This is a genomic window from Paenibacillus sp. J22R98 (assembly GCF_059383835.1).
The window spans coordinates 153,611-178,453 of sequence record NZ_JBXENW010000002.1; the positions used below are offsets into that span (position 1 = coordinate 153,611).

The 24,843-nt window shown below is 48.8% G+C and carries 25 protein-coding genes; 18 read left to right on the plus strand and 7 right to left on the minus strand.

Annotated features, from left to right (window positions below):
• Position 1: 1 nt before the first annotated feature.
• Together AC50Y3_RS06380 and AC50Y3_RS06385 are read right to left on the minus strand one after the other, a co-directional pair.
• A complete protein-coding gene (locus AC50Y3_RS06380) occupies positions 2–1,000 on the minus strand; it encodes a BadF/BadG/BcrA/BcrD ATPase family protein (RefSeq protein ID WP_494817942.1) in 999 nt (332 codons plus the stop codon).
• Positions 987–2,156, minus strand: coding sequence for a cation:proton antiporter (locus AC50Y3_RS06385; RefSeq protein WP_494817943.1), 1,170 nt, complete (start codon positions 2,154–2,156; stop codon positions 987–989). The genes AC50Y3_RS06380 and AC50Y3_RS06385 overlap by 14 nt, the downstream gene beginning before the upstream one ends.
• A gap of 185 nt (positions 2,157–2,341) precedes the next feature.
• On the opposite strand from AC50Y3_RS06385, the gene AC50Y3_RS06390 reads away from it, so the two are divergent.
• From AC50Y3_RS06390 to AC50Y3_RS06415, 6 genes are all read left to right on the plus strand, one after another.
• The gene (locus tag AC50Y3_RS06390; protein ID WP_494817944.1) at positions 2,342–2,629 is read left to right on the plus strand and encodes a hypothetical protein; all 288 of its coding nucleotides are present in this window, start codon (positions 2,342–2,344) and stop codon (positions 2,627–2,629) included.
• 160 nt (positions 2,630–2,789) lie between these two features.
• Complete coding sequence (locus AC50Y3_RS06395; protein WP_494817945.1) at positions 2,790–3,830, plus strand: stalk domain-containing protein; 1,041 nt, start codon at positions 2,790–2,792, stop codon at positions 3,828–3,830.
• A gap of 179 nt (positions 3,831–4,009) precedes the next feature.
• Positions 4,010–4,936, plus strand: coding sequence for a phosphotransferase family protein (locus AC50Y3_RS06400; RefSeq protein WP_494817946.1), 927 nt, complete (start codon positions 4,010–4,012; stop codon positions 4,934–4,936).
• Positions 4,933–5,940, plus strand: a complete 1,008-nt coding sequence (locus AC50Y3_RS06405) for a phosphotransferase (RefSeq protein WP_494817947.1) — start codon at positions 4,933–4,935, stop codon at positions 5,938–5,940. The genes AC50Y3_RS06400 and AC50Y3_RS06405 overlap by 4 nt, the downstream gene beginning before the upstream one ends.
• Entirely contained in the window at positions 5,937–6,176 is a 240-nt protein-coding gene (locus tag AC50Y3_RS06410) for a hypothetical protein (protein WP_494817948.1), read from the plus strand. The genes AC50Y3_RS06405 and AC50Y3_RS06410 overlap by 4 nt, the downstream gene beginning before the upstream one ends.
• A gap of 120 nt (positions 6,177–6,296) precedes the next feature.
• Positions 6,297–6,869 (plus strand): histidine phosphatase family protein, encoded by a 573-nt coding sequence (locus AC50Y3_RS06415; protein ID WP_494817949.1) that lies wholly within the window; start codon positions 6,297–6,299, stop codon positions 6,867–6,869.
• Positions 6,870–6,924: 55 nt separating this feature from the next.
• On the opposite strand, the gene AC50Y3_RS06420 is transcribed toward AC50Y3_RS06415, so the two are convergent.
• Positions 6,925–8,505: a putative glycoside hydrolase gene (locus AC50Y3_RS06420; RefSeq protein ID WP_494817950.1), complete on the minus strand. Its 1,581-nt coding sequence runs from the start codon at positions 8,503–8,505 to the stop codon at positions 6,925–6,927.
• Positions 8,506–8,796: 291 nt separating this feature from the next.
• On the opposite strand from AC50Y3_RS06420, the gene AC50Y3_RS06425 reads away from it, so the two are divergent.
• From AC50Y3_RS06425 to AC50Y3_RS06440, 4 genes are all read left to right on the plus strand, one after another.
• The gene (locus AC50Y3_RS06425) at positions 8,797–9,246 is read left to right on the plus strand and encodes a hypothetical protein (RefSeq protein ID WP_494817951.1); all 450 of its coding nucleotides are present in this window, start codon (positions 8,797–8,799) and stop codon (positions 9,244–9,246) included.
• A 47-nt stretch (positions 9,247–9,293) separates the two neighbouring features.
• On the plus strand, positions 9,294–9,776 hold the full coding sequence (locus tag AC50Y3_RS06430) for an NUDIX hydrolase (protein ID WP_494817952.1): 483 nt from the start codon (positions 9,294–9,296) through the stop codon (positions 9,774–9,776).
• A 67-nt stretch (positions 9,777–9,843) separates the two neighbouring features.
• Complete coding sequence (locus tag AC50Y3_RS06435) at positions 9,844–10,950, plus strand: hypothetical protein (protein WP_494817953.1); 1,107 nt, start codon at positions 9,844–9,846, stop codon at positions 10,948–10,950.
• A 117-nt stretch (positions 10,951–11,067) separates the two neighbouring features.
• The gene (locus tag AC50Y3_RS06440) at positions 11,068–11,673 is read left to right on the plus strand and encodes a pentapeptide repeat-containing protein (RefSeq protein WP_494817954.1); all 606 of its coding nucleotides are present in this window, start codon (positions 11,068–11,070) and stop codon (positions 11,671–11,673) included.
• A 73-nt stretch (positions 11,674–11,746) separates the two neighbouring features.
• Here AC50Y3_RS06440 and AC50Y3_RS06445 read toward each other — a convergent pair whose 3' ends face one another.
• Positions 11,747–12,163: a LytA/YqiH family protein gene (locus tag AC50Y3_RS06445; protein WP_494817955.1), complete on the minus strand. Its 417-nt coding sequence runs from the start codon at positions 12,161–12,163 to the stop codon at positions 11,747–11,749.
• 180 nt (positions 12,164–12,343) lie between these two features.
• On the opposite strand from AC50Y3_RS06445, the gene AC50Y3_RS06450 reads away from it, so the two are divergent.
• Genes AC50Y3_RS06450 through AC50Y3_RS06460 form a run of 3 tightly spaced genes read left to right on the plus strand, consistent with a single transcriptional unit; the run spans position 12,344 to position 13,597 of the window.
• Positions 12,344–12,922 carry an LURP-one-related family protein gene (locus AC50Y3_RS06450; RefSeq protein ID WP_494817956.1) on the plus strand — a complete coding sequence of 193 codons (579 nt, stop codon included), beginning with the start codon at positions 12,344–12,346 and terminating at the stop codon, positions 12,920–12,922.
• A gap of 31 nt (positions 12,923–12,953) precedes the next feature.
• Positions 12,954–13,367, plus strand: a complete 414-nt coding sequence (locus AC50Y3_RS06455; RefSeq protein WP_494817957.1) for a P-loop nucleotide/nucleoside kinase family protein — start codon at positions 12,954–12,956, stop codon at positions 13,365–13,367.
• A gap of 23 nt (positions 13,368–13,390) precedes the next feature.
• The gene (locus AC50Y3_RS06460) at positions 13,391–13,597 is read left to right on the plus strand and encodes a hypothetical protein (protein WP_494818593.1); all 207 of its coding nucleotides are present in this window, start codon (positions 13,391–13,393) and stop codon (positions 13,595–13,597) included.
• A gap of 33 nt (positions 13,598–13,630) precedes the next feature.
• Here the strand turns inward: AC50Y3_RS06460 and AC50Y3_RS06465 are convergent, their stop codons facing one another.
• Genes AC50Y3_RS06465 through AC50Y3_RS06475 form a run of 3 tightly spaced genes read right to left on the minus strand, consistent with a single transcriptional unit; the run spans position 13,631 to position 17,360 of the window.
• The gene (locus AC50Y3_RS06465; RefSeq protein ID WP_494817958.1) at positions 13,631–14,725 is read right to left on the minus strand and encodes a GerAB/ArcD/ProY family transporter; all 1,095 of its coding nucleotides are present in this window, start codon (positions 14,723–14,725) and stop codon (positions 13,631–13,633) included.
• A gap of 17 nt (positions 14,726–14,742) precedes the next feature.
• Positions 14,743–15,882 carry a Ger(x)C family spore germination protein gene (locus tag AC50Y3_RS06470; RefSeq protein ID WP_494817959.1) on the minus strand — a complete coding sequence of 380 codons (1,140 nt, stop codon included), beginning with the start codon at positions 15,880–15,882 and terminating at the stop codon, positions 14,743–14,745.
• Positions 15,879–17,360: a spore germination protein gene (locus AC50Y3_RS06475; protein WP_494817960.1), complete on the minus strand. Its 1,482-nt coding sequence runs from the start codon at positions 17,358–17,360 to the stop codon at positions 15,879–15,881. The genes AC50Y3_RS06470 and AC50Y3_RS06475 overlap by 4 nt, the downstream gene beginning before the upstream one ends.
• A 349-nt stretch (positions 17,361–17,709) precedes the next feature.
• Here AC50Y3_RS06475 and AC50Y3_RS06480 point away from each other — a divergent pair, with 349 nt between their 5' ends.
• The 5 genes from AC50Y3_RS06480 to AC50Y3_RS06500 all read left to right on the plus strand — a co-directional run bounded on the left by AC50Y3_RS06480 (position 17,710) and on the right by AC50Y3_RS06500 (position 24,820).
• The gene (locus AC50Y3_RS06480) at positions 17,710–18,687 is read left to right on the plus strand and encodes an aldo/keto reductase (protein ID WP_494817961.1); all 978 of its coding nucleotides are present in this window, start codon (positions 17,710–17,712) and stop codon (positions 18,685–18,687) included.
• Positions 18,688–19,087: 400 nt separating this feature from the next.
• On the plus strand, positions 19,088–19,333 hold the full coding sequence (locus AC50Y3_RS06485) for a hypothetical protein (RefSeq protein WP_494817962.1): 246 nt from the start codon (positions 19,088–19,090) through the stop codon (positions 19,331–19,333).
• A gap of 36 nt (positions 19,334–19,369) precedes the next feature.
• Positions 19,370–19,924, plus strand: a complete 555-nt coding sequence (locus tag AC50Y3_RS06490) for a DNA-3-methyladenine glycosylase I (RefSeq protein ID WP_494817963.1) — start codon at positions 19,370–19,372, stop codon at positions 19,922–19,924.
• Between the two features lie 157 nt (positions 19,925–20,081).
• On the plus strand, positions 20,082–20,831 hold the full coding sequence (locus AC50Y3_RS06495; protein WP_494817964.1) for a phytanoyl-CoA dioxygenase family protein: 750 nt from the start codon (positions 20,082–20,084) through the stop codon (positions 20,829–20,831).
• A 173-nt stretch (positions 20,832–21,004) separates the two neighbouring features.
• A complete protein-coding gene (locus AC50Y3_RS06500) occupies positions 21,005–24,820 on the plus strand; it encodes a glycosyl hydrolase 53 family protein (protein ID WP_494817965.1) in 3,816 nt (1,271 codons plus the stop codon).
• Positions 24,821–24,843: the final 23 nt, after the last annotated feature.

Genomic DNA, 24,843 nt, shown 5'->3' on the forward strand with positions numbered 1-24,843 from the left:
CTCATAGAGCGGGTTTTATTGTTTGGGTTATAGAGGTATGGTTTTGTAAGTTGTGAATGATGTCTGGTGTAATCGGAATCTTCAACTGGTGCATGGCGTATAAAACAGCTCCGGCAACAGGAGGCAGTGTTGGTTTAACGATATGATAGCTTCTGTTAGTACCGTTTAAGAGCATTTCGCTTAACGTATGAACGAAATAAGGACTGTTCACTACGCTTCCTATAAATGTAACATCAACCGTATCGCCTGAAAAAGATGAAGCCAGAAGCTCAATGCCAACTTTGATTTGGGTGATGCCTCGATCACAAACGCGTATCGCGACAGAACTTCCTTGCTCGGCTGCTTTGGTAATCGCCGGTGCAAACTGTCCGAACTTCTTGTCGCGTTCCTGTCGGTCTTCAGTAAATCCAACTCGTGCCAGCTTAGAGAATTCGGCTATTGATCGTACGCTCCAATGTTGTAGCATGGATTGAATGAGTTCTTCGTCAGATGGATGGGTGTGGCCTGCAAGAATTTCATAAGTGGCATCATAAGCAATGAATCGAGCGGCGCTTGCCGCATAATGATGGAAGTCATAATTCCGTACAAACTGGCCTTCTTCTGTTATAGCTAAGATAATAGAGCCGGTACCTGAGATTACAACAATGCCGGGCTTTGCTAATAATGCTCCATAGTGAGCTACCACGGCATCATTCACATGCCATTTTGGACCGGATAACCCGGGGAGATCTGTTAGAGGTATGACCCATTCCAGATCGGATTCTGAATCGTATCCAGCAATCCCAGCGGCGGTTCCTATCACCTCTTGGCTATCTCTATTGGCAAGCTCCAGCGCTTCTGCGATCGCTGTATGTACGTTCTGTACAGCTAATATATCTTTACGGATGGAAGCAGCCCCTTTCTCGCAATAAGAAAGAACGTTTCCCTTAAGATCACAGACTAACACTCGGGTGTTAGTCCCGCCTCCGTCAATCCCGAGGAGGATATCATTTGATAGCATCGTGAACTCCCCTTTGCTCTGCGGTCCTACTGAAAAAGAATTTCAACAATGGCGGTGCGATCAAGGTTGTTAAGATAACGGTAATGACAACGGAGGTGAAATAAGCCTCCGGAAGTAATTCCGCTTGCAATCCCGTGGCTGCGATGATCAGGGCGACTTCTCCGCGGGAGATCATGCCTGATCCAACGGCTAAGGAAGAACGGGTATTCATGCCTGTTAATCTTGCTCCGAGTGCCCCGCCCACGAGTTTCGTAAGAACGGCTACGATGGTTAGAATGAGCATAAAACCAAGCTGATTCCCAACTCCGCTAAAGGACACATTCAAACCGATACTAACAAAGAATACAGGTACAAATATGGAGTAAGCGATGGGTTCGATTTTGGACTCCACGGTATGTTTATACGATGTCTGGGAAATCGCGATGCCAGCGGCAAAAGATCCTATGATCGCAGCCATCCCCATCTGATCCGCAAAATAAGCAAAACCGAAACAAACAACAAGCGCCATGGTGATGACCGGTTCCGTAACCGAGATCCGTTCGAATAGTTTCATGAACCTTGGGACGATCAACCATCCGACGAAGACCGTGACGATGAAGAAAATCAACTTTTTGCTAACCAGCATACCGATCGATATATCGTTACCGCTCCCTAGGAAACTCATCATTACAGCCAGTAGAATGATCACTATGACATCATCCATGACGGCTGCTCCGAGAATCGTTGTTCCTTCGCGAGAGTTAAGCTGGCTTAAATCCTTCAGTACTTGCACTGAAATACTTACGGATGTGGCGCTAAATACAGCCCCCATGAAGAGAGCATAGTTATGATCGAGTCCAAAGGCTTCGGCTACGGCATACCCGCCCAGAAAGGGAAGAATGATTCCTCCGACCGCCACGGCAAAAGCAGATCGCCATGTTTGTTTGAGCTGTTCAAGATCCGTCTCCAAGCCTGCAATAAACATGAGCAGGATGACGCCAATCTCCGCTGTGTAATGAACGAAGTCATTATTTTCAATCCACCCAAGGACTGCAGGACCGACAATAATCCCAACGACCAGTTTGCCAAGTACGGAAGGCTGCCCGAGGAGTGTGGAGAGATGTCCAAAAATTTTTGTAAGCAATAAGATGAGAAATAAATAAAGGATAAACTCCACTTTCTGCACCTCGGTAACCGTACATCTTCCAGATCGATGCAAGGTGTCAGATTGAATTTCGTATCCATAATATACCCTACAACATACTGGAATAAAATAGATGGACATATATTCGCAACTAGCCGAATACAATGCCAATGAGTCGAGATTACCATTTCTGTTTCAAAACCAGGAGGTTGATCGAATTGCTCAAAGCAGTGGATGTCAACTTGGACGCGGGGGAAATGGTGCTGAAGCTGGAGAAGGATAGCACACCCAAAAAGATTGAGTACAGCAAGCTTGAGCGGCTGGAATTGGCAAGAGAGCCAGTGAGAAAGCTGCTCAGGACCGTAGAGGTGAAGGTGATCAAGGTTCATGTCAGAGGCATGGAGAACACGTTCGTCATTGCCAGCGACAAGGTTGGAGATTTTGATTACGTCGAGCAATATTTGAAGAAGATTGCCGAGAAATATGAGATAACGATTGAGCAATAATAGATATCCTAGATCGCCTCAACCTGACTTTCCGGCAGGGGGAGGCTTTTTTCTGTGCCTGTCATCGCCTTTCATTAAGATAAGTTCATAATTCAGACCAGAACAAATTCCCCCTTATTCGCGTCTATAAAGTACATCATAAGGAAAGGGTGTCATTAATTTGGAAAGTAGTACCATTAAACGTGTGACGATGCTGTCTTTTATTGCACTGATGACAATGATTCAAGCGAATAGCGTGTTTGCGGCAGCCAATGAACAATCGCCAGCCTTGTTGCTGGACGGGAAGCCGCTTCTATTATCAGTACAGCCTGTGATTGAGAACGGCGTCAGCTATGTTCCCTTACGTCCGATATTCGAAGCACAAGGCGCTAAAGTTAGCTGGGACGAGCCTAAACATACTGTGACGGCAACGAAAGACAGCAGCCTCATCACCTACCAAATGGGTGACAAGTTTGCATATAAGAATAACGATAAGCTGGCACTTCCCGCGCCCGGTAAAGTAATCAACGGCTCTTCCATGGTTCCGCTTCGCTTCATTAGTGAACTGCTGGGTAATGTCGTGAAGTGGCATGCCTATTCCCATACCATCTCGATATCGTCTGCCAATACCTTTGAAACTGAGATTACATACGGTGCCAATCTTAGAACGCTGCCGAATTCAACCGATGAAACGACTGTAATTCGGATGCTTCCGAAGGGCCAGCGGATTCATGTCATTCGTGAAATCGATGCGAGTTGGCTGGAGGTGCAAACGGAAGACGAGACGATCGGGTTCATTTCGGCCAAACCAAAGTATACCAACTACACAAGCCCGAACCTGACCATGATGCAGGCGGATCAAATCATCGCATTCGGCTCCACATATTTTGGCACGCATTATGAATTCGGTGCGGATCCTAATCAGACCCAGACCTTTGATTGTTCCTCTTTCGTCAAACATGTGTTTAACCAGGTACTTGCAGTCGATCTGCCTCGTCTCTCTTACGACCAAGCGAAGGAAGGGAAAGAGATTAAAGTGGAGGACTTGCGAAAAGGGGACTTGATGTTCTTTAGCGCACGCGGACTCGATATCGGACATGTGGGCATCTATGCCGGGGATGGCAAAATTCTGCATACCTATTCGGACAAGCTTGGCGTCCATATTGAGAACTTTGCCGGACAGTGGAAAGATCGGTTTGTCACGGCTAGACGCGTATTTTGATGCTCGTAACTTATTCGCAGCGTGCAGAAACTAATTGTTTACACGGGAACAAATGCACGATAATCTAGTAATTATAACTTGGAAGGTTTTGGAACTACACACTAAGGAGGCAGCGATCACTTCGATCAGCTGCCTTTGCTCGCCTAATGGGCGGATTTCTACTGGAGAGGAGTACCCCGATGAACATCAGCGAAGTTTTAGCACATATCCCGCAGTTGCGGCAGGTAACAGCTGTTTCACAGATTCATAAAGGCTTTTCCTATGATGGAAAATATCTCGTTTATGAAGATGGCGACAAGCCGGCTTATGTCCTTCGAACGGCGAGTTTTAATCAAACCGAACAGAAACGCCGGGAGTTTGAAGCTGTCGGCCTTATTCACGGACTAGGCGTACGCACCTCTGAGCCCATTGCATTCGGTATGGTAGAAGCGCTTGACTTGTGTTATATGGTTTTGCGATATGTCGAGGGTGAGGATGCTCTCGAAGAGCTGCCGCGGATGACGGCTGATCAACAGTACAAAGTAGGCGTCGAGGCTGGGCGAGAGCTGCATATGATGCACGAAGTGGAAGCGCCGGAAGAGATGGAAGCATGGTCCACGCATAGGGCTGCGAAGCATAAACGTCACATGGATGAATATTTCCGCTGCGGGGTCAAGCTTCCTGAGGAGGAGACTGTTATGGCTTTCATCGAGAAGCAATTACCGCTGCTAGATGGACGTCCGAGCCGCTTTCAACACGATGACTTTCATCCAGCCAATCTGCTCGTCCATAATGGGGCGTATGTCGCAGCGATCGATTTCAATCGGTACGACTGGGGAGATCCTTATCATGATTTTCTGAAAATCGCTTATTTTAGCCGGGAGATCAGTATTCCGTTCTCGATTGGGCAAATCGATGGGTATTTTGACGGAAAGATTCCGGATCAATTCTGGAACTTATATGCGCTGTATTCGGCTATGACGATATTTGGAACGATCACGTGGACACTCAAGGTCGTCCCCGATCAGCTAGATTCGATGATGGACCGTATTCGCATTCTGCTGGACGATCATAACTATTTTGAAAGCGTCGTACCGAGCTGGTACAAGCCAGGTGACCATAAATGACCATGCAATTCCAGAAACTGTGCACGCAGTTACAGCTAGGAGAGTTGGTCGGTCAGCCGGTAGCGGTCGCAGGCGGCCTGTTACATAGCATGTTTGCACTAGAAACAACCACAGGAAAATATGCCATCAAAGCATTAAACCCTCAGATCATGCTGCGACCCACCGCGATGCAAAATATGATTCATTCCGAATGGATTGCTGCAATCGCAGCCAACTTCGTACCGGCCCTACCGGCTAAACTTTTTAACGGAAGTTCTGTGCAGCAAGTAGATAATGAGTACTTTCTCGTATTCGATTGGGTAGAGGGAAGAAGCCTGAAGTCGCATGAAATAACGATAGCTCACGCTGAACGAATTGGCGAGATTCTCGCAGCGATCCATAAGACGGACTTCTCCTCGTTAAACATCGATGTGATTGGGACCAACGGCGATGTGCCTGTGACGGATTGGAATCGCTATGTGGAGTTAGGCGAAATCAATCAGTCGGTGTGGGTAAGCTTGGCGAAGGAAGCGGTGGATCTTCTGTATGACTGGAACGCGAAGGCAAACCATGCCGCGCAGTTACTGGCGTCAAACCCAGTTATTAGTCATTGCGATTTAGATTCCAAGAATGTGTTGTGGCATGATGGCGCACCTGTTCTCATTGATTGGGAAGCCTCAGGGCCGATAAATCCCATGCAGAACTTAATCGAGACAGCTGTTTATTGGTCGACAGATGAGCAGGGAAATCTAGAGCGCGATAGATTTCTGGCATTTCTACGGGGATATAAGAAGAAAGACGGCTCCCTTGAGGCGAATTGGAATGTCGTATTAGATCGCGGTTTTGCAGGGATGCTGGGGTGGCTGGAATATAGCTTCAAACGGTCCTTATGGCTGGAGAGCTCGGATGAGCAAGAGCAGCAGATGGGGACGGAGCAAGTGACGGGAACGATTAACTCCTTAAGGCGTTATGCAGAGCAACAAGCTGAGATCGAAGGTTGGTTGAACGAGGAGGAAGTATCATGAATAACAAGCTCGACGATCGTTCTGAGAAGAAAACCTCCACACACGATGCTGCAGATGTCCCCGTATTTAACAATGTCACGGAACACTATCAGAGTATTATGGGGGTTCCGAACAAACAAGGGGATCTGAAGAACATGCCTCGCGTACTGCGATGGTTTGGCTATTTCTTTTATACGGCGATTGTTCTATTAGCGATTGCGTTCGTGGTTTCCTATTTCTTTAGTTCGAACCGTTAAGCGGTAATGGCAAAATACAAACTTGAATCCGGAAGAAGTCGCTGCCAGGATTAGAGACAATTTTCATTTATAGTTGCAGAAGGAGATATAATTCATATTTGACTAAGAAGGTGACGGAACATGACTACAATCGGACTTATCAGACATGGAGTAACGGATTGGAACGTGCTCGGAAAGGCGCAGGGAATATCGGATATTCCGCTTAACGAAGCCGGATTCATGCAAGCGAAGGCCATTGCCGACAGGCTTTCGGGCGAAAGCTGGGACATTATTATCTCTAGTACACTAACAAGAGCGATACAAACCGCCGAGGCAGTGCGCAGCTCCTTGGGGATCGAAACATTAATTACAGAAGACCGAATAAGAGAGATTAATTGCGGGCAGATCGAAGGAACCACAGAAGAAGAACGGGTTGCAAAATGGGGCGAAAATTGGAGCACGCTGGACCTTGGCATCGAAGCGTTCGATGACGTGGCGAAGCGGGGAGCCGCGTATATGGAAGAAGTTGCCGCGACGCATCGGGATAAGCGAGTTTTAATCGTTAGCCATGGAGCGCTAATCGGATTATCGCTGAAGCGGCTTATGCCGCAGAGATTCGAATCCACCTACATGGATAATACTTCCTTAACGATCATCTCTCATCGCAATGATGAGTGGGAATGTACGCTCTTCAACTGCACGAAGCATCTGTAACGACCAGAGGGCAGATACAGAAAGGCCCCGCTCGGACTCGAACGGGGCCTTCCAGCTAAGGGGTATAGTTCACACCTGCAGTATATTTGTTACCGGCATTCCAGATGAGATATTCATGAATGCCAGCGTCGTGGAGTGCTTGAATTTGCGCATCCACCTGCTCTTTGCCGTAATGGACGTAGCTTCCTTTGGCTAGCCAAGAGGCTGTAAAGTCTTGTATCCATGGTCGGGAAATCGGAGGCGTTTGGAGTGCGCTAAGCTTCTCCTTCTCACGTTTGGCATACTCTTGGACAAGTCGGTACGGCTCGGTATCCGGATGCTTAATACCGAAATACCCATCACTCCAGTGGCTCGGATAAATCATCGAGGAGATGACGTCGACGTTCTCCGATATGCGGCTAAAGTTCTGCCCAATGCCGGGAGCTTCAGGCAGCGTAGCGGAATAACCAAAGATATCGACCGACACTTTGACCCCGTATGGCTTTAACTGCTCCTTCGCAAAATGAACAAAGTCCGTAATGGCATCCACGCGCAGCTGTGTAAAACGTTCCTTCTCGCTGAAATCCGGCGTCTTCGGCAACGTTTTCTTATAGTCGGTGAGCGCCTTGTGGGCGGCATCGAGCGCTTTCTTGTTGTCATCGGTTTTGTCACCGTTATAGGTTGCAGTTGCCGTGTCATAAGCGCTCTGGAGCGGCTGAAGACCCGCCTCATAAGCGGCCGTCTCTTCCGCATAGGCTTTCTCTTCCTCAACGAATTTGGTCGGCTTCTTATCTTTGTACTCCCCCATGGAGTAGTCAAGGACCTTATCTTTCTTCTCAAACCCTTCAGGAAATCGCACGTAGTCGAATTGAATTTCCTGGAACCCGAGCTTAGCAGCCAGAATCGCCACATCCACATTGTATTGCCAGTTCGATTTTAAGAATGGATTGATAAAACCATCGCCATTTCCGTTTCGCCACACTTTGCCGTCAAGTACATAAGAGAGTTCTGGATGTTTCTTGGCCAGGACAGTGTCCTTGAAAGCAACAATACGTGCGATGGGATAGATGTTATGGTCGTGCAGTGTTTTGACAATGGCATCAGGATCTCGCATATAGGCCATCCCGTTCGCCTTTAACTCCCCTTCAGGCTTGAAGGTGATATACCCATCGTCATCTTTGATATCGATAACCATGGCGTTCAGATCGGTATCGTCTACGAGCTTCAGCAATGACTTCATACGCTCGCCGCCGGCTGACCACCCCGTCACATAAATGCCGCGCACGGCATCGGGATACTCAAAGGTATAGGGCGATTGGAAGGTCGGCGCCGGGTCGGGATCTGGTGTGGGCGTCGTTGCTGGGTCATCATCCGGTGTAGTTGCCGGGTCGTCTGACGGACTGGTGGCCGGATCATCCGATGGACTGGTCACAGGATCATTGGTTCCCGTGGATGACGGATCATCAGCAGGTTTGACCGGATCCGTATTAGTCGTGTTACCGGAAAGATTTGTCGTAGGTTCATTGTTGGTGCTGGGAGTTGTGCTAGGTGTCGTGTTCGCGCTCGGGGGATTCTTGTCAGTAGATGAATCCGATGTGCAGGCGGACGTAGACAGCAGCAGTGCGCACAACAAACTTGCAGCAATGTGTTTTTTCACAGCATGTGCACTCCTTCGTAATCATGTGGCGTCCTTAACTAAACTATATGGCTTTTGCTGAGTGGCAATGCTTCGTTAACGATCACAGTCATTTAAATAAATGCAGGTATGTGGTACACAGGTAACATTAAACAGAATCCGCATTATTCGATTCAGTTTGAGACGGATAACATTAGGAGCTGTGAGTGCGCTGGCGATAAGGTCATGATGTTCTTAATTCCTAATGGGAATCGTTTCTGGGCTATTGAAGAGCAATAATACTTCGGATTAAGTGAAGGAGTAGTGTGAGATATGACAATGGTTCCTTTGCATGAACGAGCCGAGTATGGCAGACGACGGCGACAGCGTGAAATTACAAAATCATCTACTCTTGTCATTCTAGTTGTTGTTGTAGCAATCATGCTTACAAGCTGTTCGACAGATCATAAATCTCAAATTCTAGGGATTTGGGAATCCGATCAAGCTTCTCAACGAGTGGGCAGTGACGAGGAATTGTCTCACTTCAATCACTTGGAAATTAACGAAGGACAAATCGCCTTAGGCAACTATGTATATGAAATGAAGGATGATAGCACGTTTAAAACAGTAAAAGAGTCAGGTACCACAATGAACTATGAATGGAAGTCAGAAATCGAGATTGAAATAAACGATACCCTCTACGAAATCGAATTGAAGCATAATGAAATGATCTTGAAAAATGAAAATGTTGAGATTCACTATAATAAAATCGAAACAAATTAAAAGCATGCTTCAAAGTATAGGAGTACTGAAAGGAGCCTTAAATTCGAATGTTTTTCGTTAATTCACATGCAATCATAGAACGAAATCTGCAAGGGATAACCGAAATCGTAGTTCAGACAAGGAGCAAGCCTGGCGGACCTGAGCGGATCGAACTTCCGGGCGGGAGAATCGAGCCATTTGAATCGTTCGTACAAGCGCTTATTAGAGAAGTAAAAGAAGAGACTGGATTGGATGTAGTAGAAATTGAAGGTGAGCAGACAAGGATTGATACAGTGGGTATTGATCCGAGCTTTGAGGTGGAGTGCATACAACCATTCAGCGTATACCAGACCATAAAGGGTCCATTTGATTCGGTTGGTGTATATTTCCGCTGCAAAGCAGAAGGAGAATTATTGCTATCCGGCGATGAAACCAAGAACCCGAGATGGATTTCAGTCGAACGCTTAAGACAACTGATGAAGGATGATCCTCTGCAATTTTCTGATGTGGACCGGGCAGGGATACTGTTTTACTTGAAATCCCTCTGGTGAAGCGATGTAACTTTGCAACTGCCTTCATCGTCTACTATGGCAAAAGATGCTGCGGGGGGACCATGATATGAGCAAAAGATCCGATATGGCTATTAGCGCATTACTAGTCCTGTTGTTGTTTATCACCGGATGCGGGTCAACGACTTCGAAGCCTGGCGATTTAGCGAAAGACGAGCTATTTCAACCGCTGGAGAAGCGCGAATTATCCGGCTGGCAAGGCGCGCTTGACGGAGACCGGGTGGTCACAAGAAGCAAGGGTGGATTGAGGGTAACCGAACTGGTCGCGAATAAACAGCTGGCATCGATCTCGGTTCAAGACGATGCGGGCTTCGACATTTCGGGCAACTTCGTGGTTTGGTCGGACTTGCGGAACGAGAACACACCACTCGGTGAATTGGGTAGTTACGATGTTTCGAATGCCGATATCTTTCTCTACGATCTATCTAAAGGTGAGGAGCGTCAACTGACAACGGACCCATCGGCGCAGATTAACCCGAAGATTTGGGGAAACTACATCGTTTGGATGGATAACGCTACCGATTCAATTAAAGAATATCCGTCCCACTGGCAGCTCGTCTTGTATAACATTGACACCGGTGAGCAGAAGACGATTACATCGGAGAGTGGCGGTCATACGAATCCGGATATTGATGCCGGAAATGTTGTGTGGGAGAACGGACATCGCGTGACAAAAAGAGTGCTGCGAGCAGGAGAGAATGTGCCGGAGAATAACACGGATATCTATCTATACCGTATCGAAACGGGAGAAACATTTCCCATTGCTGCAGAAGACTATAAGGAAGGCCGACCGCAAGTATCGGGAGACCTCGTTACTTGGGAGGTTTTTAACGGTTCCTACGCAGGAGATGTTTTCGTCCATGATACAGGTACAGGAAAAACGACTCAAGTGACCCATTTGGACGCGGATCAACGAACCCCCGTCATTAACGGTCATTTCGTCGCCTGGATGGATGAACGAGATGGTTCCTCCACGCATGATGTCGGATCTGGTTCCCACAACTCAGACATATACTTAGGAGATTTGGATAAGGCAACCGAAACCGTAGTATCGGGAGAAGGACCGCAGATTAATCCGCTCATTTCGGATCACTGGATCGTGTATGGAAGATCATCGGATGCAGAAGCGGTGCTTACGGCTGTCCGTTACAGATGAAGAAAAAATAATACACTTGACTAATCATGGGGAACAGACAGGTACTTGACTCCCGTATGCTATAGTAAAAAGGTGATTTTACGGTGACAGACAATACGTAGTTTACGGAGGCACCTCATGTTTCAGTATAGTAATCAGCAATATGAAGGAGTTAAATTTGGCACGCAAGATTTAAGGTATGGCGAGCTAATCAGTTGTACGTTTGATCGGTGCTCTTTTGCTAACGGATCATTGAATGAGATTATATCCAGTAACTGCCGGTTTATAGAGTGTGATTTTCGCGGGGCCTTGTTAAATGGTTCCATTCATACTGAAACCGCGTTTGAGAATTGCAGCTTTAACGGAGCTAACCTGTTTGTATCGAAATTTGAAGCCTGCAAAATGACAGGATCGGATTTTTCCGGTTCCAGTATGGATGGGATTTCCATTATAAAAGGTGACTGGTCCTATACAAATTTGAGGCATGCTGCATTAGTCAGACAGGATTTGCGCGGGGTTAAATTCCATGAAGCAGACCTATCAGGAGCCAACTTGGAAAAGGCCGATTTAAGAGATAGTGATCTGACGATGGCGATACTGGCCAAAGCGAAGTTGCAAGGTGCGGACGTAAGAGGTGCCAAGATGGAAGGCGTGGATTTTAAATCACTCACCATTGCAGGATTGAGAATGGATAGGGAGCAAACAGTGTTGTTTGCTCTTGCTCACGGTGCAAAAGTAGGTTGAAGAGAAGCGCATCAAAAGGGACCGTGGAGAAGTGCTCCACGGTCCCTTTTGATAATTGATCATCACCACATACTTATTCTTTATCGATTGTAGTAATGGTGTCTTCCTTGTACTCAAACTTTACATTGATGCCTTTTTCCCACTTGGCGACCTTCTCGGCAATCTCACTGCTGACCTGATAGGAGAGTGAACCGACGCCGGTTTCAATTTCAATGGTTTTGTCGTCAAGAACACCGTTGAATACACCGGACATAACAACAGGCGCGTCTTCCTGCGAAACCGTTTCGTCTGCGGATGAGCCATTGTTTGCGGCAGCCGGATCCGTTGACGTGGAATTGTTTCCAGCGGCAGCCGAATCCGTTGCTGTAGCATTTACCGAAGAGTTTTCACCGGAATTGGTATTGCTTTTGTTCCCGCACGCAGTTCCAATAATGGCCACGAAGAGGACTGTAGCAAGGATTGGCAGGATTTTAACGATTTTGTTTTTCATAATTTCACCTCCGAAAGGGTTAAACGTCCGACCGGTTGGGAAGTTTCGATGAGGCTTGTTAAGATTATGTAAATCGCGCCGGGGTATTCTCCGATTGTCGACTTCAAGTCTCATATACCGGAATATAACAATAGCTGATACAATCTATGAGAGTATGTACATCATACAGGGGGCGAGGACTTGAATCCGAAATTCAATCTTCAACAATACGTGGTTAGAAAGCAGATCCTATCGCTAGTTGGCGCTAAAATCGATATTTTTGACATCGATGAGAGACCGGTTCTGTTCTCGAAGATGAAGGCCTTCAAGCTAAAGGAAGACATCCGAATATTTGGGGATGAAACGATGCAAGAGGAGTTGATCACCATTCAAGCGCGAAGCGTCATTGATTTTTCCTCTATCTTCGATGTAGTTGATGTCGAGACCGGGTTTAAGATAGGTTCTTTGCGACGTAAGGGGATGAAGTCGATCTTCAAGGACGAATGGGCGATTTTGAGCCCAAATGAGTCAGAGATCGGATTAATTAAGGAAGATAATGCGCTGCTTGCTCTTTTGCGACGATTTCTGACGAATTTGATTCCTCAGCATTACAACGTAGAGGTGAACGGGATCAAGGTAGGGGAGTTCAAACAAAATTTCAACCCGTTTGTACAAAAGCTAAAACTCGATTTCTCATTGGACCAAGACGCTAAGCTGGATCGCCGCTTAGGCCTCGCCGCCGCGGTGCTGCTGACCGCGGTTGAGGGCAATCAGAACTAGCAGCGCGCGCGCCGGCGGTGTTGCTTATCATATGGAATGGACATTAGTCGATTTCTATCTCTCGCAAGGACATAGCGTAATACTGGATAGTCCTTGCTTGTACGATGTGCTCGTTGAGAAAGGAACTGCATTGGCTGAAAAACATAGTGCGAAGTACAAGTATGTAGAGTGCGTATTGAATGACATTCATGAACTTAACAATAGGTTGAGAAATCGCGTGCAAATGATGACACAAATCGGTCCGGTCGATATACCCGAAGAAAGATGGCAAGAGGTAATCAACCGAGCCAAAAAGCCCCTACATCTGGCATGTATGAAAGTAGACACGGGACAACCTTTAGACGATTATATTGGCGATGTTCTGCTGTATATCAATAGGAAGAAAAGGCAGCCTGCAAGGCTGCCTTTTTCTCAACTGAGTTCGCCTATATCCTTCAAGCAATAAAGCGAGCCCTGGTTGTTGGTGAAATTACGGGCGGTGGGGCTCATCCTGGCGGCGTTCATCGGCTAAATCATCACTTTGAAGTATTTATTCCGAATGGGGGAGCGATTAACCCGGTAACGAAAAGCAACTGGGAAGGAACCAGCGTTATTCCTGACATTGAAGTTAATCAAGAACAAGCCTTTGATACAGCGTATGCTGTGATCCTTAAGCTCGTACAGGAAAAAAAATAGCTCATCTAAATTAATGCTGCCCATCGATGCAATTTACGTTTGCACGGTCTTCTTACGGAAGGCCGAAACGAGCAGGAGCAGAAGAGGGATCCCGATCGAACAGATAGGGAATGCGATCGTTTGCCAATATAGATTCACGGCATTCATGATGGCCTCGTTTGGAATTAACAGCGCCATAATAAACATCGCCGGCGCCCCGAACCAGATCAGTTTGCGCCAATCTTTCACACGGAACCAACGTGCTGCCTCATAGCTCGTGATGAACAAGTATAACGATATCCGGGCGAACAGGCCGAAGACCCAGATGAAGATGACGAAGATATCCATGTTTTGTACGAAATCGAGCAGATTGATGGAGCGTACGAGCATGAAGTACGGAAATCGCATCCTAGCCGATACATCCGGACCGAAGACGAGCAGGACCAATGTCGTTGCAAGGCAAGCCAGTACAGCTGTCATGCCTACGGCAATCAGCGATTTTGAATAGGCTTGCCGCGGATGCTCCAGAAAAGGAAGGATGCTGAAGAAGATCAAGGATTCGCCCAGGAAAGAAGCAGGCTGAATAGAATGCTTCATAATGGCGACCCATCCGAAATCCGTGATGATCGGTAGAATATAATGCCACTTAATATCGACGATATTCAGACTAAAGCCCACTATCAATGTGAGCACCATAATAGGTCCGGCGATTTCGCAGAATCTTCCGATGCCCATAATGCCAACGGAGTACGTTATGTAGGTCATTAATATGGTCATGAGCAGCATAATCAGCCAAACCGGCGTTTTGTCGAGCATGATGAGATGGATAAAATCGCCGAACAACCGAAGCGCGGCAGCATTCAGTCCAAACCACACGGCGAAATAAGGAAGGACGATTGCCCTTCCCAACCACTTTCCGAGAAGGACCTGGCTAAACTCGACCAGTGTTTGCCGGGGATGCAGCATGCACAATCGGACGACGAGCGAGGTTAAAACCATCGCCACTACGCCGCCGGTTAGCATGGTTATCCATGCGTCTTGTTTGCTTAGATTAATCGACGGCGTTATCATTCCCCAGATGAACAGCACGACTTCGACCGTCGCGAATATCCACATGATCTGAACGCCTGACAATTTCAACTCTTTCAAGTGCATCCCTCCTGGCCTTAGCGGTAGATTGTAGAATTGGTTTCACCCAGATCTTTGCATTTCAGATTGACGCGTACTGACACGTCGATTTGCGGAAATATCACGTTCCATTTCTTTCTTAGCGATTTCCATTGTGCGGGATGCTGATGATGGACGATTTCACCAAACCCGAAGAAGTCGAGTTTAATTTGTTTTTGCGCTTTGTCTATTAACTGCTCGATCGTTTTCTGGGCATTTTCATTCATGGACTTCTGGATCAGCAAGAGATGGCTTTCCGTAGACGGATCCAAATTCGTATTATTTTCAACGAGAACGCCGGCTCCGGACATCAGGATATCGACTTTTACTCGATTACCTTGTACGCTCGTCTGAATTCGCCGATTTAAGGATCTCAGCTTTACACTGAAGGTACCCTCGAATCCGGGTACGGTGGAAGTCATGAAGTAATTGTTGATTCTTCTCCTGATCCAATTCGTATAGAAGGCTTCCTCTGGATTCAAATATGCCGCCAGCTTGAGACCGTTGTCGTTGTCTAAGACCGCGAATCCGGAATATACATAGTGCTTCTTCCGATTCATAGTAAGCGCCGGCAGCAGTGGCTGTGTGCCTTGGCCCAAGGCATCGTACATAAAGGCAGCGAAATAAAAATTTCGCAACCCCAGAGTAGCTTGTTCGTCATAGAGCGTTGTCGTGATATAGGGATCGAACATGGAGTTGATTTCGAAGACGTCCTTCGCCTGTGTGCCTTTCACGATAAAAATTTTGGATCTGGCTTCCGACTGCGGGTTGCGGAAAAATTCGTCGACCAAATCAGCTATCCCATGCTCGGCCATCTTCTCGCCGATAAGAACGATTTCACGATGGCCGATGAACAAGCTGCGCGATAATTGTGCCTGCAGCTTCTGCGCCGCATCCGTGTTGTTTTTGCCTGTAGCGCTCAAAACCCGGAAGCTTTTCTGCGAGCTGTTTCCTTCTTGCACGCCGATACCCGCTGGTATTGCGATTAGCGTACTGAGCATGTATTTTCCATCCTTGTTCAGGTCCATCCCCGTACCCATGACGAAGGCCCGTTGATCCGGTTCCTCGAGGTTCCAACAACCGGTCGTGATTAGTACCATGAAGAGCATAACGAAACCAATTTTGGTTACTTTGATCATGGGTGGTCCGCCTCCGGAATAGGTTCGGATTTTCGGGTCAGCTTGTGAGGCCAACGGACCAACACGTCTTTTAGCTTTCCCTTCTTAAGGGGTGCAACCGGCGAAAGATACGGCGTACCGAACGGCTGTAAATGAATCAAATGAATGAGAATGGCAATAATCCCAACCGCGATCCCGAACAACCCGAACAAGCCGGCGAGTATGAGCATGGGGAAGCGGAGGATCCGCATGGGGAAGCTGAAGCTGTACCTTGGAATGACGAACGACGAGATGCCTGCAGCAGGTACGATAATGACGATCGGTGCGGAGATAATGCCTGCCCGGACGGCTGCTTCACCAATAACCAAGGCGCCGACGATGCTGACTAGTGGACCGATCTGCCGAGGGAGACGGATTCCGGCCTCCCGCAGCGCTTCGAATACGAATTCCATCATGAACACCTCGATCACCGTCGGGAAAGGCGCCTTCTCCCGCAGGGCGGCGATGCTCAGCATGAGCTTGGCAGGAACCATCTCCGGATTGAAGTCCGTCAGCGCGATATAGATGGACGGCAGGAAGACCGAAATAAGGACAAACATATAGCGAATCCATCGGTTTAACGTGACGAATAGGAAACGCTCGAAATAATCGTCCGGCGCCTGTAAGCCAGCCCAGAATGTCATGGGCACGACTAACGCAATCGGCGTTCCGTTCGTCAAGATCGCTACTTTGCCTTCCAGAAGTCCGGCGGCAACGACATCGGGACGTTCGCTGTTCAGTATTTGCGGGAAAGGCGAGAAGTGCGTATCCTCAATGGATTCTTCGATATACCCTGATTCCAGAATGCCGTCTATGCGGATGCGTTTGACCCTTTTGCGGACTTCATCCAGAACGGATTGGTCAACGACGCCTTCGAGATAGGTGATGACGACTTCGGTTTTCGTATATTTTCCGAGCGTCAGCTGCTCCATTTTCAAGTCCGGGGTGGCGAAAATACGGCGCATCATCGTGGTATTGGTGGTTAACAGCTCCGTGAAGCTTTCTCTGGAGCCGCGAAGAGTCGCCTCTTCGGAGGGTTCACCGATTGTACGGGTTTCGAAATTGGACATGTCTGCTACTATAGCTGACGCTTCGCCGTCAACCAAGATCGCCACATGTCCCCGTAAGACGCATTCCACGATCCCGCCAACATTCGAACTAGTCATAACGTGCAAGACAGAAAACCGCGATTGTTTGAGCATTTGGGAGATGCTGTTTACGGAGTCCAAACCTTGCGGCAACCCTTCGTAGAAGAGAGGTTTTAAGATATTCGTATTGAGTTCTTCCGAATTTACCATGTTGGCCACGTAAATTAAGAGCAGCCGAACCTTGCCGTCCGCTGTAACCTCCCGAAACGAAACGTCCGAGCAGTTTTGAAAGATACGTTTAAACAGCTGTTCGTTTTCCTGAATATCGCTATGCAGGTCGGCAAGCGCGTCTCCTGTGGGTGATATTTTCAAGGTTGAATTTCCCCCCTTATACTGAACGATGCAGAACGGATAAGATAACTGATTTGCATATTTTATCCAGAAAAAGGAGAACCATACGAAATTGTCGAAGTAAAGCCCCGTTCGAATCCGAACGAGGCTTTGGTGGCTGCGGGTTTATGGAAACATTTCCTGAAGGATGAGTCCCCCAAGCGTTCCGCGGGTAGTTACATAAAGGGAAGTAGGTGAAGATAATGTGCGTACTTCCTAGCAGTCGGCATCTTGTATATAGTTTCATATGAAGGCGTCAAACCAATCATTAATGGATGCTGAGTTGACCATGGGTCATCTCAAACCAACCATCATCAAAGGAGTAGATCTAGTGGAATATCGTGTTCTTGGTCGTTCCGGTTTACGGGTAAGCGAGGTAAGCTTAGGCTGCTGGGCAATCGGCGGACCTTCGTGGCGTGACGGTGAAGCAGTAGGTTGGTCAGGTAATGATGATCATGAGTCCATTGCCGGTTTGAACCGCGCATTTGAGCTGGGGATCAACCATTTTGATACGGCAGATGTTTACGGGGACGGCCACTCGGAGCGTGTTCTCGGACGTTTTCTGAAAGAAGTTCCGCGCGATCAAGTCGTGATTGCGTCTAAAGTCGGCTGGTTCCGTGGCACAGCGCCTAACGCGATGCAACCGATCCATATCCGTCATCAGCTGGAGCAGTCGCTCATGAATTTAGGCACGGATTATTTGGATCTTCACTTCTTCCATAATACGAATTTCGGACCGAATGACCTGTATCTGGAGGAAGCGGCCGATACGATGCGTCAGTTGCAAAAAGAAGGCAAAGTACGTGTAATCGGTCAATCCGGTTACGGCTACAGTGACTTTATGCGTGTTTGCCCGGTCACCCGTCCGGATGTACTGCAGTTCCACTATAATGCGTTCGGCAATCCGTTTGATAAGCCGGATACGAATCTGTTCCAATGGGCAGATGAGCACAATATCGGGATGGTCTTGTTCGGGCCGCTGGCACAGGGACTGCTTCTCGACAAATTCGATCCGGAGAACCCGCCGAAATTCGGCGAAGGCGATATTCGCGCATCGAACTCCTCTTATACCAAGGATCGCTTGCTGGAGATCCGCGAGCGTCTTCAACCGATCAAAGAACGGTTCGGCATGGAAGTTCAGGATTTGGTGCGTGTAGCGATTCAATTCGCGCTTGCTCAATCTCCGAACACTTGCGTCATTCCGGGCTTTAAGAATGCGAAACAAGTAGAGTCCAACGCGCAAGGTGCCGGCAATCCATTGAATGCGGAAGAAGTAGCCTTCATTCGCAGTGTGATTCAAGGCGCTTAAGCAGGGAATAAGCAGAAGTCCGCTCTCGTTAGTGTCCAGCACACTTTCGAGGGCGGATTTTTTCTGTGAATGCGCGATTGATCCAGACAACCCGTAAAGTCTGGGTTAATCATGTTGGTTGTAACTTTTTGGCTCAAAATGCGTCTCAGTTAGTGAAGAAATCCTGAGTAATGCGAGGGAGCGAATGGGCAGAAATCATTTCTTTTTTCTATTTGCTAGCTTACTAGTTTTGTTGCTGACGGGGTGCTCATCCAACCCACAATTTCCGGACGAACCCATAAAGCCTAGCATTACCGTAGAAGGGTACACGATTGACTATTTACTAGCTCATTATTGTTGGTTTGGTTCGCAATCAGACGGGGTCTGTGCAGATCCTCCGGAGCCGAGTACATTCAACAAGATGATTAAGGATAAATCATTCAAGGCCATGCGCGGTGATGCGATCTCTGTAAAGTTTCCGATTAACCCGGATGAGTTTACATTAACCTTGTACACGGAAGATGGCAAACAAGTAGCGGTAGGCAAACCAAATCAATTCCGTTTTGACCTTCCAGGGGAGTCGGGGTATTATAAATACCGACTGTCGGCTGTATGGGCGGAACGGAATACGGCGGATTATGATTTTGGCATACATACGAACGGCTGACTTCATGGTGTCGACTAAGAAAGGAAGCTGGAACAAATGACAGCACGCTGCGCTTGGGTCAATGAGGACCCTTTATATATCGACTATCACGATCATGAGTGGGGAGTACCTGAGCATGAGGATCAGAAATTGTTCGAGATGCTCGTGTTAGAAGGGGCACAGGCGGGATTAAGCTGGTATACCGTGCTGAAGAAACGCGAGGGATATCGGAGAGCGTTCGACGGATTTGATCCCCATAAGGTAGCTGCATACGATGAAGCCAAAGTTGCCGAGTTGATGACAAACGACGGTATCATCCGAAATCGGTTAAAGATCCAAGCCGCCATCACGAATGCAAAATGTTTCTTGAAAGTCCGCGAGGAGTTCGGCAGCTTCGATGCGTACATCTGGCAGTTCATCGGCGGAGCTCCCATTCGGAATCAGTGGCGTACGAAGAATGAAGTTCCGGCGACCACTCCGCAATCCGATGCTATGAGCAAGGATCTGAAGAAACGCGGCTTTAAGTTCGTGGGCTCGACCATTTGTTATGCGTATATGCAGGCCTGCGGCATGGTGGATGACCATTCGTTGGATTGCGATTTTCATAAATAAATCGTTCGCGAAGTCTATTATGATCGACTAATCCGAATCTATTAACTATTGGCAGATCTCCGTAAGTCCTTTATGATGATTATCGAGGGCGACATGTATAAATCTGGAAGTGAATTCGACCTCGTGAAACGAATCGCGATAAGGAGGAACTATCGTAATGAAGCTCACGTACGAACAGAAACAGTCCATGGTCACCAAAGGTTATATTCATATCAAAGGCGCCATTCCTAAAGTGATGATTGACCACGCATTAAAGCATATTAATCATTCCGTTGGGCAAGGGATGCCGCCGGAGATGATGCCTACGTTTCGCGCGCAATCCTACTGCCCGGAGCTATCCGGCCAGCCGCCGATTACCGGGTTGTTCAACGACACGCCTATCAAAGCCTACGTAGACGAGCTGCTCGGGGAAGGGATGTCCCATCCGGTCACAGGGGGTCAGATCGCGCTGCGTTTTCCTTCGCTGCAGGATCCGCCAATCATCAATAAACCTCACCTGGACGGCATGTACACGCCTACCAATGGAGTAAAGGAAGGCACGATCGGTAATTTCTCGATGCTCGTCGGCGTGCTGCTAAGTCCGGTTCGCGAACCGTTTGCCGGGAACTTTACGGTATGGCCGGGCACGCATACGATCTACGAACAGTATTTCCGCGAGCATACGCCAGATGCCTTGTTTAATGGCATGCCTCCAGTTGAGCTGCCGGAACCGGTTCAGACCATGGGAGAGCCCGGAGATGTGTTTCTCGTCCACTATCAGCTGGCCCATACTGTAGCGTTGAACGCTTCTCCCAACACGAGATATGCAATCTTCTTCCGAGTCTCCCATATCGAGCACGGGCTGGACTGGAGAGCTCCGATGACCGATATTTGGCAGCATTGGCCGGGGATTCGTGAGATTCAATAGCATTACTGTGAAACAGCTTGTTGGCTTATGCCGGCAAGCTGTTTTTGTTTGCGAACGCAAAGCAGTCAACTGCTTGTCAAAACTGTAGATATGTTCGTTTCGTGCCATACGTTCCGTCGCAGCCCTTCCCTATAATTAAAGCTGTAGGACATTCATCAGGGGAGGTAATTGGATTGAATCGTTCATATCGCAAATTCCGCTTGAACCGGTGGAGGCAAGGGCTCTCGGCCATAACCGCCGTCATTATGCTTCTATCTATGGTCATTTCAGCTGTTGCAGTACCGGGGGAAGCTGGGGCAGCTGCCGTGAATGTGCTGACAAATCCCGGGTTTGAGGATGGGCTGAATGGCTGGGATTATACATCGCTCGATGGCTCGGAACCGGGGCCGGCTTCAACGCTTACGATCTCGGGAAGCGACAAGCACGGCGGAGCATCCGCGGCGAGCTATTGGAACGGCAGCGCGTATGCGTTCAAGCTGAGTCAGACTGTGACCGGACTTGCGAATGGGACTTACACATTGAAGGCGTGGTCCTCGGGGGACGCAGGAAATAACCTATTCAAGCTGTACGCGGACAACTTCGGCGGCAGCGAGAGAGTGACGACGGATATCGCCAACAGCGGTTGGGGCACGATTACGCCTTATACGATTGAGGAAATCCACGTATCGAATGGACAAGCGACAATAGGTTTCGAGGTGAATAGTTTGGCGGGAAAATGGGGCTTTTTTGACGATGTGGAACTGGTGAAGGTGGAGGAGCCGACGGTTCCGGAAGAATCTGACGAACCGTTCATCAAAGGTGCGGATATTTCAAGCCTTCAGGCTATAGAAGATGCCGGAGGCAAGTATTATGAAGGCGGCGTTCAGCGTGATCTGCTGGATATTCTGAAGGATCATGGCGTGAACTACGTTCGGCTGCGGATTTGGAACAATCCGGTAGAGGCTGACGGTTACAACGACAAAGCCCATACCATAGCGATGGCACAGCGGGTGAAGGCGAAGGGAATGAAGCTGCTGCTCGACTTCCATTACTCGGATTTCTGGGCGGATCCGGGCAAACAGGTGAAGCCGGAGGCATGGACGAATCTGAGCTTCGACGAGCTAAAGCAAGCCGTTTATGACTACACGGCAGAGGTGATGAACGGGTTGAAGGCCGTGGATGCCTATCCGGATATGGTGCAGATCGGCAACGAAATCAATCCGGGCATGCTGCTCCCGGACGGCTCCACTTCGGATTACGGCAAGCTGACCGCATTGCTGAAGCAGGGCATTCAAGCGGTGCGCGACACAACCCCAGCGGAGCATAAGGTCAAGATCATGCTGCATCTGGCAGAGGGCGGCAACAACTGGGCATTCCGCAGCTTCTTCGACGCGATGGAGGCGGCAGCCGTCGATTACGATGTCATCGGCATGTCCTTCTACCCATTCTGGCATGGACCGTTCCAGACGTTGAAGGACAACCTGAACGATATGGCGGACAGATATGGCAAGCAAGTGGTCGTGGCCGAAACCTCCTACGGATTCACAGTAGAGGATGGTGACGGCTACCCGAACAATTTCGGGCAAAAGGAAGCGGATGAAGCGGGTTTCCCTGCAACGATAGAGGGGCAGAAGCAAGTGCTCACCACCGTTATGAACACGGTAGCACATGTGCCGGGCGGCAAAGGAGCAGGTGTCTTCTACTGGGAGCCGGCTTGGATTCCGGTTCCGAAGGACAGTGAAGGCCACTTCCAGGCAGGCTGGAAGAGCGGAGAAGGCGCATCATGGGACAATCAGGCGCTGTTTGATTTTCACGGCAATGTGCTTCCGTCGCTCGATGCATTCCAGTTCGAGCCTGGCGATCTCGATACGAAGACCGTGCTGACTGCCAAGAACCCTGAGGGGATCAGCGTCCCGGTTAATGAGCCGGCGGAAACGGTGTCGACGCTCCTGCCGGCAACAGCAGATGTGCTCTACAACGATGGCAGCATTGCACCAGTGACTGTAGAGTGGTCGGCAATCGAACAGGATGATCTGAGCCGAATCGGCACATTCTTGGTCGATGGGCAGATTACAGACACAGAACTTGCGGTGAAGGTTCCGGTTACCGTGACGACGAATCGTAATCTCTTGCATAACGGCAGCTTCGAGGACAGTACGTCCTTTGCGAGCTGGACTGTAACAGATGCAACCGAAGCAGCCAAAGTGAAGACGGATGCAGCGAATGCATTCGCTGGTACCAAAGCGGTCAATTATTATGCCAGTGCTGCATTTAAGTTCACGATGTCGCAAACCGTCACCGGACTAGCGAATGGCACCTACTTGCTCAAAGCGAAGATTTCCGGCGGCGGCGGGGACCATGCGATTCATCTGTTTGCCCAAGACTTCGGTTCAGATCCGGTGCAGAGCGGCAAGATCGTCAATACGGGCTGGCAGAATTGGAACGATGCAGAGCTTGGCAATATTCAAGTGACGAATGGTCAAGTCACCGTTGGACTAACGGTGGACGCGCCTGCCGAGACCTGGGGGTGGATCGACTCATTCGAGCTATACAGGGAAACGCCCGTTGCCGATTGGACGGATGCGAAGGCATTGGCCGCTTCGAATGTCGGCACGAGCAGAGTCAAGTTGACTTGGACCGGCGCAGCGGATGCAGATCAGGTGTACGGCTATAAGATTTACAAGGACGGGAAGCTGCTTACTACAGTTACCGGTACAACGGAATATACCGTTTCTGGACTGAGTGCGAATACAGCCTATAGCTTTAAAGTGGAAGCAAGCTTAGACGGTGGGATTTGGACATCAACAGGTCCGTCGACAACGGTCCAAACAGCTATAGAATCAATCACCGCAACAGGGCCAGTAACTCCGACGACACCAAGCGATGCCAACTCATTCGCGATTGGTGCAAGCGGCTTGACTGCTAATGCGGATGGCAAGGTAGAAGTCGCTATACCTGCAGGCAAGACAGCTGTTACCCTTCCATCCCAAACGGCGGATCTGCTGGGAAGTCACCCGCTGACTCTGCATACAGAGAAGTTTTCGCTGAGCATTCCATCATCGGCGTTCCGCCAGTTAGCGGCTCTGGGAGGCGGTTCGGCAGACAGCACAATTACGTTGACACTCGCGCCTCTGGATAAGGAGGCAGCCAATAAGCAAGCGGAACTACTGGAGAAACAGAACCATGCGGACATCACGCTCATCGGTCAAATCTATGCATTCAAGCTTTCCATCCGTTCGAAGGACGGCAAGGAAACGAGCTTATCGCAGTTCGAAGAACCGCTCACCATTCGATTCTCGTCTGCCGGCATAACCGATCCAGATATTGCCGGTATCTTCTACCTTGCGGATGACGGCAAAATGGAATATATCGGCGGCACTCGAGATGCAGCAGCTGAGGGCATTACGGCAGACATTCACCATTTCAGCAGCTACGCGCTGCTTCAAGTAGAGCAATCCTTCTCGGATGTATCGCCACAGCACTGGGCTTACAAGACCATTCGCCAGCTGGCGGCCAAACAAGCCGTGAGCGGTACGGGCCAAGGACACTTCGAGCCTGGCCGCACGATTACCCGCGCAGAATTTGCAGCTTTACTTGTAAAAGCATTGAAGCTGACTGATACCACCGCCGCTACCGCCACAACCTCGTTCACCGACGTTCCGGCCGATGCCTGGTTCGCCCCTTACGTGGCAATCGCAGCTAAGTCTGGCATGATTACGGGCAGAAACACAGCGGTTTTTGACCCGAGCAGTCCGATTACACGGGAAGAAATGACTGTGGTGACAATGCGAGCTTATGCTTTCCTACATGGTAACGGCACACCGACCGCAGCGGAATCCCTTGAGCCATTTGCAGATCAGAGTGATATTTCACCTTGGGCTGCAGCAGCAATCAAGCAAGCATCCGCGCTCGGACTTGTGCAAGGGCAAGCGGCTGGCAAATTTGCACCTCAAGGAGCGGCAACTAGAGCTGAGGCTGCGCAAGTAATCGGGAACGTACTCGAAGGGTAGAACGCAGCTGTTTAACAAAACAT